This is a genomic window from Saccharothrix longispora, assembly GCF_030852425.1.
Classification (GTDB): Bacteria; Actinomycetota; Actinomycetes; order Mycobacteriales; family Pseudonocardiaceae; genus Actinosynnema; species Actinosynnema longispora.
Window position 1 is genome coordinate 560,916 of the sequence record NZ_NSDM01000002.1, and the last position, 12,698, is coordinate 573,613.

General features: G+C 73.2%; 11 protein-coding genes. 6 read left to right on the forward strand and 5 right to left on the reverse strand.

Going from position 1 to position 12,698, the window contains the following annotated elements; genetic code table 11:
* The first annotated feature begins 39 nt into the window (after positions 1-39).
* From CKY47_RS07595 to CKY47_RS07620, 6 genes are all read left to right on the forward strand, one after another.
* Positions 40-1,485, forward strand: a complete 1,446-nt coding sequence (locus CKY47_RS07595) for a bifunctional phosphatase PAP2/diacylglycerol kinase family protein (RefSeq protein ID WP_306744943.1) — start codon at positions 40-42, stop codon at positions 1,483-1,485.
* 55 nt (positions 1,486-1,540) lie between these two features.
* Positions 1,541-2,302 (forward strand): IclR family transcriptional regulator, encoded by a 762-nt coding sequence (locus tag CKY47_RS07600; protein WP_306744944.1) that lies wholly within the window; start codon positions 1,541-1,543, stop codon positions 2,300-2,302.
* Positions 2,303-2,410: 108 nt separating this feature from the next.
* On the forward strand, positions 2,411-3,121 hold the full coding sequence (locus tag CKY47_RS07605) for an MIP/aquaporin family protein (RefSeq protein WP_306744945.1): 711 nt from the start codon (positions 2,411-2,413) through the stop codon (positions 3,119-3,121).
* A gap of 11 nt (positions 3,122-3,132) precedes the next feature.
* Positions 3,133-4,638 (forward strand): glycerol kinase GlpK, encoded by a 1,506-nt coding sequence (gene glpK, locus CKY47_RS07610; RefSeq protein WP_306744946.1) that lies wholly within the window; start codon positions 3,133-3,135, stop codon positions 4,636-4,638.
* Positions 4,631-6,187, forward strand: coding sequence for a glycerol-3-phosphate dehydrogenase/oxidase (locus CKY47_RS07615; protein ID WP_306744947.1), 1,557 nt, complete (start codon positions 4,631-4,633; stop codon positions 6,185-6,187). The genes glpK and CKY47_RS07615 overlap by 8 nt, the downstream gene beginning before the upstream one ends.
* A gap of 211 nt (positions 6,188-6,398) precedes the next feature.
* Positions 6,399-6,563, forward strand: a complete 165-nt coding sequence (locus CKY47_RS07620; RefSeq protein WP_306744948.1) for a hypothetical protein — start codon at positions 6,399-6,401, stop codon at positions 6,561-6,563.
* A 54-nt stretch (positions 6,564-6,617) separates the two neighbouring features.
* Here CKY47_RS07620 and prcA read toward each other — a convergent pair whose 3' ends face one another.
* From prcA to CKY47_RS07645, 5 genes are all read right to left on the reverse strand, one after another.
* Positions 6,618-7,427, reverse strand: coding sequence for a proteasome subunit alpha (gene prcA, locus CKY47_RS07625; protein WP_306744949.1), 810 nt, complete (start codon positions 7,425-7,427; stop codon positions 6,618-6,620).
* A 56-nt stretch (positions 7,428-7,483) separates the two neighbouring features.
* Positions 7,484-8,329: a proteasome subunit beta gene (gene prcB, locus CKY47_RS07630; RefSeq protein ID WP_306744950.1), complete on the reverse strand. Its 846-nt coding sequence runs from the start codon at positions 8,327-8,329 to the stop codon at positions 7,484-7,486.
* A 31-nt stretch (positions 8,330-8,360) separates the two neighbouring features.
* A complete protein-coding gene (locus CKY47_RS07635) occupies positions 8,361-8,555 on the reverse strand; it encodes a ubiquitin-like protein Pup (RefSeq protein ID WP_306744951.1) in 195 nt (64 codons plus the stop codon).
* A gap of 85 nt (positions 8,556-8,640) precedes the next feature.
* Positions 8,641-10,134, reverse strand: a complete 1,494-nt coding sequence (gene dop, locus CKY47_RS07640; protein ID WP_306744952.1) for a depupylase/deamidase Dop — start codon at positions 10,132-10,134, stop codon at positions 8,641-8,643.
* A gap of 53 nt (positions 10,135-10,187) precedes the next feature.
* Positions 10,188-12,659 carry an FtsX-like permease family protein gene (locus CKY47_RS07645; protein WP_306744953.1) on the reverse strand — a complete coding sequence of 824 codons (2,472 nt, stop codon included), beginning with the start codon at positions 12,657-12,659 and terminating at the stop codon, positions 10,188-10,190.
* Positions 12,660-12,698 lie beyond the last annotated feature (39 nt).

Genomic DNA, 12,698 nt, shown 5'->3' on the forward strand with positions numbered 1-12,698 from the left:
CAATCGGGCGTCGCGTCGTTTCGCCGATAACGTTCTCGTGTGCTCCGACGTGTGAACAGCCTGGACCAGGCACTGATGCGACGTTCCGGCGCACTGCGCGCCGCGCCCGCGGACGGTGGTCTCAAACTCCTGTCGCGGGCCGCGAACCACAGTGCGCTGTGGCTCGTGCTGGCCGGCGCGCTGGCCGCCCGCAAGGGCGTGACCAGGCGCGCGGCGCTGCGCGGGGTGGTGTCGATCGCCGGGGCGAGCTTCAGCGCGAGCCTCGTGGCCAAGCGCCTGTTCCCGCGCCGCAGACCCGCCGCGGAGCTGGTGCGCGAGGACCGGCGGCTGGCCCGGCGGCCCACGTCGTCGTCGTTCCCGTCCGGTCACGCGGCGTCCGCCGCGGCGTTCACCACGGCCGTGGCGATGGAGTCGCCGGGGCTCGCGGCGGCGGTCGCGCCGCTCGCGGCGGCGGTGGCGTACTCGCGGGTGCACACGGGCGTGCACTGGCCCTCGGACGTGGCCGCGGGCGCCGCCATCGGCGCGGGCGCGGCCCTGCTCACCCAGCGCTGGTGGCCCCGGCACCGGACGGACGCGGCCACGGCCCGCGGCCACGCCGCCTTGGAGCCGCTGGTCGACGGCGAGGGGCTGGTCGTGGTGGTCAACCCGGGCGCGGGCGTGGGCGCCGGGCTGGGCGGGGCCGATCCGACCGACGCCATCGCGGCGGAGTGGCCGAAGGCGACCGTGGTCGGCATCGAGGACCTGGGCACGGTGATCGCCGACCACGCGCCGCGCGCCCTGGGCGTCGCGGGCGGTGACGGCTCGGTGGCCGCCGTCGCGTCGCTGGCCGCGGCCAACCGGCTGCCGCTCGTGCTGATCCCGGCGGGGACGCTGAACCACTTCGCGCGCGACGTCGGCGTGGCGGGGCTGGACGACACGGCGCGCGCGGTCGCGGACGGCTCGGGCGTGCTGGTGGACCTGGCCGCCGTGACCGTCGACGGCGAGGGGCCGCGCTGGTTCGTCAACACGGCGAGCCTCGGCGGCTACCCCGACATGGTGCGGCTGCGCGAGCAGCTCCAGGACCGGTGGGGCAAGTGGCCGGCCGCCGCGATCGCCATGTTCCGGGTGCTGCGCACGTCGCAGCCCCTGCCGGTGGAGATCAACGGCGAGCGGCACCTGATCTGGATGCTGTTCGTCGGCAACGGCCCGTACCGGCCGAAGGGCTTCGCGCCGACGATGCGCCCCGCGCTGGACGCCGGCCTGATGGACGTGCGCTACATCCGCGCCGACCGCCGCTGGTCGCGCACCCGCTTCTTCGCCGGCGCCCTCCTCGGGTCGCTGCACCGCAGCCGCACGTACCGGCACCAGGAGACCCGCTGGCTCGACGTGAAGGTGCTGCGCGGCTCGGTGGCCATCGCGACGGACGGCGAGGTCGGCCCGACCGGCTCGACCTTCGAGTTCCGCACCCGACCGGCCGCGCTGGGCATCTACCGCACCCAGGACTGACTGCGCCGACAGCGTCGTTCGACATGGTCGAACGTTCGTGCGGTAGCCTGACCTCGTGCCCGGACCGATCCAGTCCATCGAACGGGCAGCCGCGGTGTTGCGGCTGCTGGCCAGCGGCGCGCGCCGGATGGGGGTCGCCGAACTCGCCCGGGCCCTGGAGCTGCCCAAACCCACCGTGCACGGCATCCTGCGGACGTTGCAGCTGGTCGGGTTCGTCGAGCAGTCGCCGGACACCGGCAAGTACCAGCTCGGCCCGGCGCTGTTCCACATCGGCAGCAGCTACCTCGACGGCAACGAGCTGCGCACCAGGGCGCTGAACTGGTCGGACTCGCTGGCCGCGCGCAGCATGGAGTCGGTGCGCATCGGCACGCTGCACGAGAACCAGGTGCTGGTCGTGCACCACGTGTTCCGCCCGGACAACTCCCGCCAGGTGATGGAGGTCGGCGCCCTGCTGCCGGCCCACGCGTGCGCGCTGGGCAAGGTGCTGCTCGCCGACGACCCGGTCGGCCGGTCCGACGACGAGCCGCTGAAGGGGTACACCACCTGCACGATCACCGACCCGGACGTGCTCGGCGAGGCGTTGGACCAGGTCCGGGAGCGCGGCTGGGCGGCGGACGTCGAGGAGCTGGTCGAGGGCGAGGTGTCGCTCGCGGCGCCGATCCGGGACCGGCGGGCGGTGACGGTCGGCGCGGTGGGGATCTCCGGGCCGGTCGAGCGGCTGTGCGACGGTGACAAGCAGCCCCGCACCGAGCTGGTGTCCTACGTCCGCGAGGCCGCGAGGTCCATCTCGCGCGAACTCGGCGCCATCCCCTGGTAAGAGCCCGGAGGGTTGACATCTCGTGAGACCGGGCACAGGATGCGCTCGAACCGTACGACATTGTCGAACGGCATTCAGAACGGCATCGGAGCCGGAGAGGGTGCGCGGATGACCAACCAGTCGATCTTCATCGGGGAGTTCCTGGGCACGGCCCTGCTGCTGCTGCTCGGCAACGGCGTGGTGGCGGGCGTCGTGCTGGCGAAGTCCAAGTCGAACGGCGCGGGCTGGGCGGTGATCACGTTCGGCTGGGGCTTCGCCGTCCTCGCCGGGGCCTACGCCGTGGCCCCGCTGTCCGGCGCGCACCTCAACCCCGCCGTCACGGTCGGCCTCGCCATCCACAACGGCGACTGGTCCACCATCCCCGTCTACCTCGCCGCGCAGCTGCTGGGCGCGTTCACCGGCGCGGTGCTGTGCTGGCTCGCCTACTACGGCCAGTTCCGCGAGGGCAACGGCGACGTGCTCGGCGTGTTCGCCACCGGCCCCGAGGTCCGCAACCCCGTGCAGAACCTCACCACCGAGATCATTGCCACGTTCGTGCTGGTGTTCGTCATCCTCGCGACCGGCCAGACCAAGGGCCTGGAGACCTCCGGCACCGGCGCGCTCATCGTCGCGCTGCTGGTCGTCGGCATCGGCATGTCGCTGGGCGGCCCCACCGGCTACGCCATCAACCCCGCGCGGGACCTCGGCCCCCGCATCGCGCACGCCGTCCTGCCGATCCCAGGGAAGGGTGGATCGGACTGGGGCTACGCCTGGATCCCCGTCGCCGGTCCGCTGCTCGGTGGAGCATCGGCCGGTCTGGTCGACATCGCCGTCTACTGAGGAGAACCCCCGTGACCACCAACTCCACCCGTCCGTACGTGGCAGCGATCGACCAGGGCACGACCTCCTCGCGGTGCATCGTCTTCGACCACGGCGGCGCGATCGTGTCCGTCGCGCAGAAGGAGCACCGGCAGATCTTCCCGCGGCCCGGCTGGGTCGAGCACGACGCCGAGGAGATCTGGGCCAACGTGCTGGACGTCGTGCACGGCGCCCTCCGGAAGGCGTCGCTGAGCACGCACGACCTCGCCGCCGTGGGCATCACCAACCAGCGCGAGACGACGCTGGTGTGGGACCGGGCCACCGGCAAGCCGGTGCACAACGCCATCGTCTGGCAGGACACCCGCACCGACCAGCTGGTCAAGGAGCTGGGCGACCAGGACCGGTTCCGCGAGAAGTGCGGCCTGCCGCTGGCCACCTACTTCGCCGGCCCCAAGGTGCGCTGGCTGCTCGACCACGTCGACGGCCTGCGCGAGCGCGGCGAGCGCGGCGAGGTGCTGTTCGGCACCATGGACACCTGGTTGATCTGGAAGCTCACCGGCCGGCACGTCACCGACGTGACCAACGCGAGCCGCACCATGCTGATGGACCTGGAAACCCTCGACTGGGACGACGAGCTGGTCGAGGCGATCGGCGTGCCGCGCGCGATGCTGCCGGAGATCCGCTCCTCCGCCGAGGTCTACGGCACCGCGACCGGCACCCTGGAGGGCGTGCCCGTGGCGTCCGCGCTGGGCGACCAGCAGGCGGCGCTGTTCGGCCAGACCTGCTACTCGCCCGGCGAGGGCAAGTGCACCTACGGCACCGGCAGCTTCCTGCTGGTCAACACCGGCGACAAGCCCGTGCGGTCGGACAACGGCCTGCTCACCACCGTGGGCTACAAGATCGGCGACCAGCCCGCGTCGTACGCGCTGGAGGGCGCGATCGCGGTGACCGGCGCGCTGGTGCAGTGGTTCCGCGACAAGATGGGCCTGATCGGGAGCGCCCCCGAGATCGAGACGCTCGCCCGGTCGGTGGAGGACAACGGCGGCGCGTACTTCGTGCCCGCGTTCTCCGGCCTGTTCGCGCCGCACTGGCGGTCCGACGCGCGCGGCGTCATCGCGGGCCTGACCGCCTACACCGGCAAGGGGCACATCGCGCGGGCCGTGCTGGAGGCGACCGCGTGGCAGACGCGCGAGGTCGTGGACGCGATGAACGCCGACTCGGGCGTGGAGCTGACCACGCTGAAGGTCGACGGCGGCATGACCGCGAACAACCTGCTCATGGGATTCCTGTCGGACGTGCTGGACGTGCCGGTGGTGCGGCCGATCGTCGCCGAGACGACGTGCCTGGGCGCCGCCTACGCGGCGGGGCTCGCGGTGGGCTACTGGTCGGACACCGACACCCTGCGCGAGAAGTGGCACAAGGCGGCCGAGTGGCTGCCGACGATGGACGCGCGGACGCGCGACAAGGGCTACCGCAAGTGGAAGAAGGCGGTCGAGCGGACCGTCGGCTGGATTGACGAGGACGACAACGATGAGTGAGCAACGGACGCGCGCCCGCGAAGCCCTGGACCACGGAGCCTTCGACCTGGTGGTGATCGGCGGCGGCGCCCTCGGCATCGCCACGACGTGGGCCGCGGCCAGGTCGGGCCTGCGGGTGGCGCTGGTGGAGGCGGGCGACTTCGCGGGCGCGACGTCGAGCGCGTCGTCGAAGCTGGTGCACGGCGGCCTGCGGTACCTGGCGATGGGGCCGGGCGCGGTGCCGATGGTGCGGGAGAACCACGCCGAGCGGCGTGCGCTGGGCGACCACCTCGCGCCGCACCTGGTCCGACCCCTGCCGTTCCTGGTGCCCGTCTACCGGGGCGGGCCGCACTCGCGGCCCGTGCTCGGCGCGGGCGTGGTGCTGTACTCGGCGCTGTCCGGGTTCGGCGACGGGCTGGGCAAGGTGCTGTCGGCGCGGCGCGCGGTCGAGTACGTGCCGCACCTGCGCACCGAGGGCCTGCGCGGCGCGGCGCTGTACCACGACCACCAGATGAACGACTCGCGCGTGGCGATCACGGCGGCGCGCGCGGCGGCGGAGGCCGGGGCCGTGCTGCTCAACCACGTCGAGGTGGTGGGCATGCGCAGGACCGGGTCGCGGATCAGCGGCGTCGAGCTGCGCGACCGGGTGGACGGGGCGTCGTTCGGCGTGGACGCGACCGTCGTGGTCAACGCGACCGGCCCGTGGCTGGACGCGCTGCGGCGGATGGAGGACCCGTCGGCCGCGCCGAGCGTCCGGCTGTCCAAGGGCGCGCACCTCGTGCTGCGGACCGACACGCCGTGGCGCGCCGCGATGACGATCCCGGTGGACGACGTGCGGGTGTCGTTCGCGATCCCCTGGGAGGGGCAGCTGCTCCTGGGGACGACGGACGAGGCGTACGAGGGCGACCCGGCCGACGTGCGGTGCTCCGAGGCCGACGTCGCGCAGATCCTCGGCGAGGCCTCGACCGGCATCACCGCGGACGCCCTGGACCGCTCGCGGATCGCGTACACGTTCGCGGGCCTGCGCGTCCTGCCCCTGTCGTCGGGCGAGGGCGGTTCGGGCGACACCAGCCACGCGAAGCGCGAAACGGTGATCACCGCGGGCCGCGGCGGCATGATCAGCGTGGCGGGCGGCAAGTGGACGACGTTCCGCCGCATCGGGGCCCAGGTGCTGGCCCGCGTCGGCGAGTCCCTCGGTCGCGACCTGACCGGCGCGTTCTCCGACGGCGTGCCCGCCGCCCTGCCGGGCGCGGCTCTACCCGATCGTGTGACGGCCCAGCTGGGTCGGGAACTGCCCTCGCTGCCGGACGACGTGCTGGCGCACCTGGCGACGCACTACGGCACGGTGAGCCACGAGGTGCTGGCCCTGGCCCTGGACGACCCGTCGTTGCTGGACCGCGTGCACCCGGACGGGCCGGACATCTGGGCGCAGGTGGCGCACGCCGGGCGCTTCGAGTGGGCGACCGAGGTGGACGACGTGCTGCGGCGCCGGACGACGGTCGTCGTGCGCGGGTTGGACACGCCGTCGGTGCGGGAGCGGACCAGCGAACTGCTGGCGCTGAGCGCCTGACGGCGCGGGACGAGGGCCCTCCCCTGGTGAGCGCCCTCGTCCCTCGGCGTCATCGCCCCCTGTGCCCCCGCGCCCGGGATGCACGCAGTCCGACCAAGCCCAGCAGGCCGGACTGCCCGAGGATGACGCTCACCGTCGCCCACACCGGGAAGTCCGCGGAGACCCCCTCAGCGTGAGCACCGGGCCGAGAACCGCTCCGACCAACACCCCCATGAGCACGATCACCTGGAGCAGCGGTACCCACCTGAAGAAGGTCGACCTGGTCAACCGGGCGCTGCTGGTCTACGAGTTCGTCGACGGGGAACTGCGCGCGGGCAACCAGGTGGTGCGGCGGGACGCCGAGGGGCGCGAACAACTGGTCAAGATCTTCCTCTGAAGGCGCGGAAAGCCCCCGGTCACGCGACCGGGGGCCTTCGACGTGCGGGAAGGATCAGGACTTGTCGTCGTTCGGCGGCAGGTCGACGTCCGTGACCGCCTTCTTCTTCGCCGCGCCCGTCTTGCCCGCCGGGGCCTCCGGCTCGGGGGCCGGTTCCGCCTCCGCGGGCAGCAGGTCGGTCAGGGCGGCGCCCGTGATGCGGCGGAACGCCCGGCGCGGGCGGTCGCGTTCCAGGACGGCCACCTCCAGCTTGGCGCCGTCCAGCAGGTCCGGCTTGCCGTTGCCCGTGCTGGTGGACCCCGCGCTCAGCGCCTTCACCGCGACCCGCACGGCCTCGGCCAGCTCCAGGCCCGTGGCGTAGGCGTCCTTCAGGGCGTTGCCCGTGGCCTCGGCCTGGCCGCCCATCACGGTGTACTGCGGCTCCTCGACGATCGAGCCGTCGTAGGTGAGGCGGTACAGCGTGTCCTGCTCCGGCGTGGCGCCGACCTCGGCCACGCAGATCTCGACCTCCAGCGGCTTGATCTGCTCGGTGAAGATCGAGCCCAGGGTCTGCGCGTACACGTTGGCCAGTGACCGGCCGGTCACGTCGCGCGGGTCGTTCTGGTAGCCGCGGATGTCGGCGAACCGGATGCCCGCCTGCCGCAGGTTCTCGAACTCGCTGTACCGGCCGACCGCGGCGAACCCGATGCGGTCGTAGATCTCCGACACCTTGTGCAGCGTGCTGGAGGGGTTCTCGGCCACGAACAGCACACCGTCGGCGTACCGGAGCACGACGACGCTGCGACCGCGGGCGATGCCCTTGCGGGCGTACTCCGAGCGGTCGCGGAGCACCTGCTCGGGTGAGGCGTACAACGGCATCGTCACTGGTGCGGCTCCCGGGCTCGGCGGATGCGGGTGGTGGGGTCGGGGTCGGTCACGGCTCAGCCCGCCGGGCGGGTGCGCCGACCCTCGACGACGGCCTCGGCCTGCGCCGCGGTCTGCTCGTCGGGCAGGTGCGCGGCGCCGTCGGCGGTGATCGTGACGACCACGGGGTAGATCTTGCGGATCACGTCCGGGCCGCCGGTGCCCGAGTCGTCGTCCGCCGCGTCGTACAGCGCCTCGATGGCCGCCCGCACGGCGCCCTCGGCGTCCGCGTCCGGGTTGTAGAGCTTCTTCAGCGCCGACTTCGCGAACAGCGAACCGGACCCCACGGCCTGGTAGCCCTGGGACTCCTCGTAGCGACCGCCGGTCACGTCGTAGGAGATGATGCGGCCCGCGCGTTCCGGATCGGCCGCCTCCACGTCGAAGCCCGCGAACAGGGGCACGACGGCGAGGCCCGCGAGCGCCGCGTCGAGGTTGCCCTTGATCATCGCCGAGAGCCGGTTCGCCTTGCCGTCCAGGGACAGCGAGACGCCCTCGATCTTCTCGTAGTGCCGCAGCTCGACGGCGTAGAGCCGCACGATCTCGACCGCGATGCCCGCCGTGCCCGCGATGCCCACCGCCGAGTAGTCGTCGGTGATGAACACCTTCTTCATGTCGCGCTGGGCGATCACGTTGCCCATCGTCGCGCGCCGGTCGCCCGCGATCACGACACCGCCGCGGAACGTGAGCGCCACGATCGTGGTGCCGTGCGGGGCCTGGATGGTGCCTTCGGGGAACCTGCCTGCCGTGGGCAGCAGTTCGGGCGCCTGGGCGCGGAGGAAATCGGTGAACGACGACGACCCCGGCCTGAGGTAGGCCGGGGGCAGCGACGCGGCCGGGTAGCGCCCGGTCGAGCTGTGGTCCATGTGTGCGTTCTTCTCCTGTCCCGCCGGCGGCCTACTCGCCGCCCTTTTGCACGTACGCGCGGACGAAGTCCTCGGCGTTCTCTTCCAGCACGTCGTCGATCTCGTCCAGGATGGCGTCGACGTCCTCGCCGAGCTTCTCCCGGCGCTCCTGGCCGGCGGCCGCGGCGCCGTCGCCACCGCCGTCGCCGTCACCGCCGCCTTGCTTCTGGACCTGTTCCTGGGACATGACGACCCTCCCGCCTTCTCGGTCCTAGGGGTTCAACACTACCCACCAGGCACGACGATGTGTGTCTGCCACTCGGGTCTGTCGATCAGCCCCGGGTGAGCGCCTCGACGAGCTGCTCGGCCGTGTCCGACGCCTCCAGCAAGGCTCCGACGTGCGCTTTCGTGCCGCGCAGCGGTTCCAGGGTGGGGATGCGGACGAGCGATTCCCGACCGAGGTCGAAGATCACCGAATCCCACGACGCCGCGGCCACGGACGTCGGGTAGCGCTCCAGGCAGCGGCCCCGGAAGTAGGCGCGGGTGTCCTCCGGTGGGGCGAGCACGGCCGCGCGCACCTCCTCCTCGCTGACCAGGCGCTTCATCGAGCCGCGGGCCACGAGCCGGTTGTAGAGGCCCTTGTCGAGGCGCACGTCGGAGTACTGGAGGTCGACCAGCGACAGGCGCGGCGACCCCCAGGCCAGGCCGTCCCGGGCCCGGTAGCCCTCCAGCAGCCGCAGCTTGGCCACCCAGTCGAGGCGGTCGGCGCACTCCTGCGGGTCGCGGGCCAGCGCGTCGAGCACCTCGCCCCACACGCGCAGCACGTCGCGGTCGCCGTAGCCCTCCTTCTCGACGAACTCCGAAGCCCGCTCGTAGTAGGCGAACTGGATGTCCAGGCCGGTGAACTTGCGCCCGCCGGCCAGCTCGACGCGGGTCTTGAGGGTCGGGTCGTGGCTGATCCGGTGCACCGCGCGGACCGGGTCGAGCAGCCGCAGGTCGTCGAACCGGCGGCCAGCCTCGATCATGTCGAGCACCAGCGAGGTCGTGCCGCACTTGAGGTAGGTGGAGTACTCGGCGAGGTTGGCGTCGCCGATGATGACGTGCAGCCGGCGGTACTTGTCGGCGTCGGCGTGCGGCTCGTCGCGGGTGTTGATGATGCCCCGCTTGAGGGTGGTCTCCAGGCCGACCTCGACCTCGATGTAGTCCGAGCGCTGCGACAGCTGGTAACCGGCCTCCTCGCCCGCCGGGCCGAGGCCGACGCGGCCGGAGCCGACCACGACCTGCCGGGACGCGAAGAACGGCGTGAGGCCCGCGATCACGGCCGTGAACGGCGTGCTGCGCTGCATCAGGTAGTTCTCGTGGGTGCCGTAGCTGGCGCCCTTGCCGTCGACGTTGTTCTTGTAGAGCTGGAGACGGGGCTGACCGGGGACGGTGGCCGCCTTCATGGCCGCCTCCTCCATCACCCGCTCCCCCGCCTTGTCCCAGATCACGGCGTCCCGCGCGTTGGTGACCTCCGGCGCGGAGTACTCCGGGTGGGCGTGGTCGACGTAGAGGCGCGCGCCGTTGGTGAGGATGACGTTGGCCGCGCCGAGGTCCTCGACGTCGTTGTCGCCGGGGTGGTGGCCGGGCGCGCCGAGGTCGAAGCCGCGCGCGTCGCGCAGCGGCGATTCGACCTCGTAGTCCCAGCGCGCCCGCCGGGCCCGCGGTATGTCGGCGGCGGCCGCGTAGGCCAGCACCACCTGTGTCGAGGTGAGCACCGGGTTCGCCGTCGCGTCCCCCGGCACCGAGATGCCGTACTCCACTTCGGTCCCCATGATCCGCCGCATACCTCGCAGCCTACGACCTACCACCGACATCACGCCGGGACCCGGGTCACGTTTCAGCCGGCGGCGAGTCCGGCGGCCGGTCGGATGCGCGCCGCGCCGCGGGCGGGTCCGAAGGCCGCCAGGACCGCCAGGAGCACCACGCCGGCGCCCCCGAGGAGCAGCGGGAGCAGGGCCGCGGTGGGCCACACGAACAGTCCCGCGGCGGCCAGCGTCAGCTCGGCGTAGACGAGGCCGAACACCCCCCCGCCCAGCACTCCCACCAGCGACAGCAGCACCGCTTCGGCCAGCACGCCGCCTTGCAGGCCGCCCTTGGTGACCCCCAGCGCGCGGCGCAGCGCGAGCTCCTTGCGGCGCTCCTGCACGGAGATCGTCAGGGCGGTGCCGATACCGGTCACGGCGACCGCGACGGACAGTCCCAGCAGCACCATCAGGAACACGATCCCCAGGTCGAGGTAACGCTGGTTCTGCGCGCTCTCGGCCGCCCGCGTGTTCACCAGGACGGTGGGCGAGTCGGGCAGCGCCGCCTCCACCGCGGTCTGGTACGCGACCGGGTCGGCGCCCGCCTCGAAGGTGACGAGGACCTTCGAGGCGGGTCCGAGGTCCGGGTCCGGCAGCACGACGTCCGCGTCGTCCAGCAGCGACGAGGTGTAGGTGCCGACCACGGTCGCGGTGCGCGCGCCGCCGGGCAGGCCCTCCACGGTGAACGGCTCGCCCACCCGCGCGCCGAAGTGCTCCGCGTACCAGTCCCCCAGCAGCACGGTGCCCGGCCCGAAGCCGTCGGCGTCGACGCCGCGCGCGGTCAGCCAGTCCCGCGCGTCCGCCGGGTCGGCGCCCACGACCTCCGTCGGGAACGCGTACCCCTCGGGATCGCGCTGGTCCGCGTCGACCCCGTGCAGCACGAGGGTGCGCGCGGCCTGCGGCTGGTCGGCCGCCGCGCCGACGCCGTCGCGCAGCGGGCGCTCGGCCGAGTCCACGACCACGGCGTCGGGCCGGGGCTCCCGGTCGAGCTCCTCCTCCACGCGCTGCGCGGACCCGACCGTGACGGCGAAGAACGTCACCATCGAGGCGGCCAGCAGCAGCGGCATCGCCACGGACGCCGACCGCTGCGGCACGCGCCGCACCTCGGCCGCCGCGAGCTTCCACTGCGCGCCCCCGAAGCGGCTCGCGACCGAACCGAAGATCCGCCCGAGAGCGGGCACCACGACCGGCCCGAGCACCCCGAACAGGCCGAACACACCGGTGATGCCGGAGAACAGCACGAGGAAGATCGCCGCGATCGAGCCCTTGGCGAGCACGCCCAGCACGCCCAGCACGACGGCCAGGACCACGAGCACGACGCCGAACACGTACCGGCGGCGGACGACGGCCGCGTCCGGGGTCTGCCCTTCGGAGGTCCGCAGCGCGGCCAGCGGCGAGACCCTGGACGCGGTGAGCGCGGGCCGCACGGCGGCGAACGCGCTGAGCGCGGACGCGGTGACCACGCCGATCAGCAGCTGGGTCCCGTTCGGCAGCAGAGCCGGGCTCAGCTCGACCGCGCCCATGATCGTGGACAGGCCGATGGCGTCGAACAGCCTGGCCAGCAGCCACGCCACCGAACCGCCGAGGACCGCACCCAGCGCGCCCGCGACGGCGCCCGTCAGCAGGGCTTCGAACAGGTTCGCCCGGACGAGTGGTCCGCGGTGGGAGCCGAGGCAGCGCAGCAGGGCGGTGTGCCGCTGCCGCTGGAGGTAGACGGCGCGGTAGGTCGCCGAGGCGACGAAGACCGAGGTGGCCAGGGCCAGGATGCTGAACGGCAGGAGCATCAGGGCGAGTTCCCCGCCGGGCTCCTCGGCGGAGACCGCGGCGGCGCTGTCCACCCGGAAAGCCTGCCCCGCCGCGGCGGCCACGGCGGTCGCGTCACCGCCGGTGACGTGCAGGGACAGCACCGTCGGCGTCGGGTCGATCCTGGCCGCGAGGTCCTCGCCGACCACGATCACGGGTTCCTCGCCGAGCGAGCCGCGCTTGGTGACACCGCGGACGACGACGTCCAGCGCCCGCCCCTCCGCGTCGGCGACCCGCACCGCCGAACCGGGCCCGAGCCCGTGCTCGTGGGCGGTGACCCGGTCGACCGCGATCTCCCCGTCACGCCCCGGCGCGCGCCCCTCCAGCATCGGCACGCGCCGCAGGCCCTCCCGGTCGACCTCCACGTCGGCGTCGCTGCGGCGCGGCCCCGCGCGGCCGTCCAGGAGCAGGTCCGCGCGCACCCGCCGCACCTGCTCCACCGAGGTCACCCCGGCGACGCCCGCGACCCGGTCGGCGACGGCCCCGTCGAGCACGGCGTCCTCGTACGGCACCTCGCGGACCACCAGGTCCACCCCCGCCGGCACGACCGGCGCGCCCTCGGCGGTCGCGCGGACCATGGCGTCGCTGAGCATCAGCGCGGCCAGCAGGCACGCGACGCCGACGACCAGGGCGACACCGGGCAGCACGGCACGGCCGGGTCGGTTGCGGAACTCGGCGACCGCGAGCCGCAGGGATGTGGGCACAGCTCCTCCTCGTGACGCGAACGGCACGACCGTAGGAAC

What these genes read in the sequence shown, in the direction of transcription:
- CKY47_RS07605 (WP_306744945.1), top strand. Translation starts at nt 2,411, where the DNA reads ATGACCAACCAGTCGATCTTCATCGGGGAGTTCCTGGGCACGGCCCTG.
- CKY47_RS07615 (WP_306744947.1), top strand. Translation starts at nt 4,631, where the DNA reads ATGAGTGAGCAACGGACGCGCGCCCGCGAAGCCCTGGACCACGGAGCC.
- CKY47_RS07620 (WP_306744948.1), top strand. Translation starts at nt 6,399, where the DNA reads ATGAGCACGATCACCTGGAGCAGCGGTACCCACCTGAAGAAGGTCGAC.
- prcB (WP_306744950.1), bottom strand. Translation starts at nt 8,329, where the DNA reads ATGGACCACAGCTCGACCGGGCGCTACCCGGCCGCGTCGCTGCCCCCG.
- CKY47_RS07635 (WP_306744951.1), bottom strand. Translation starts at nt 8,555, where the DNA reads ATGTCCCAGGAACAGGTCCAGAAGCAAGGCGGCGGTGACGGCGACGGC.
- dop (WP_306744952.1), bottom strand. Translation starts at nt 10,134, where the DNA reads ATGCGGCGGATCATGGGGACCGAAGTGGAGTACGGCATCTCGGTGCCG.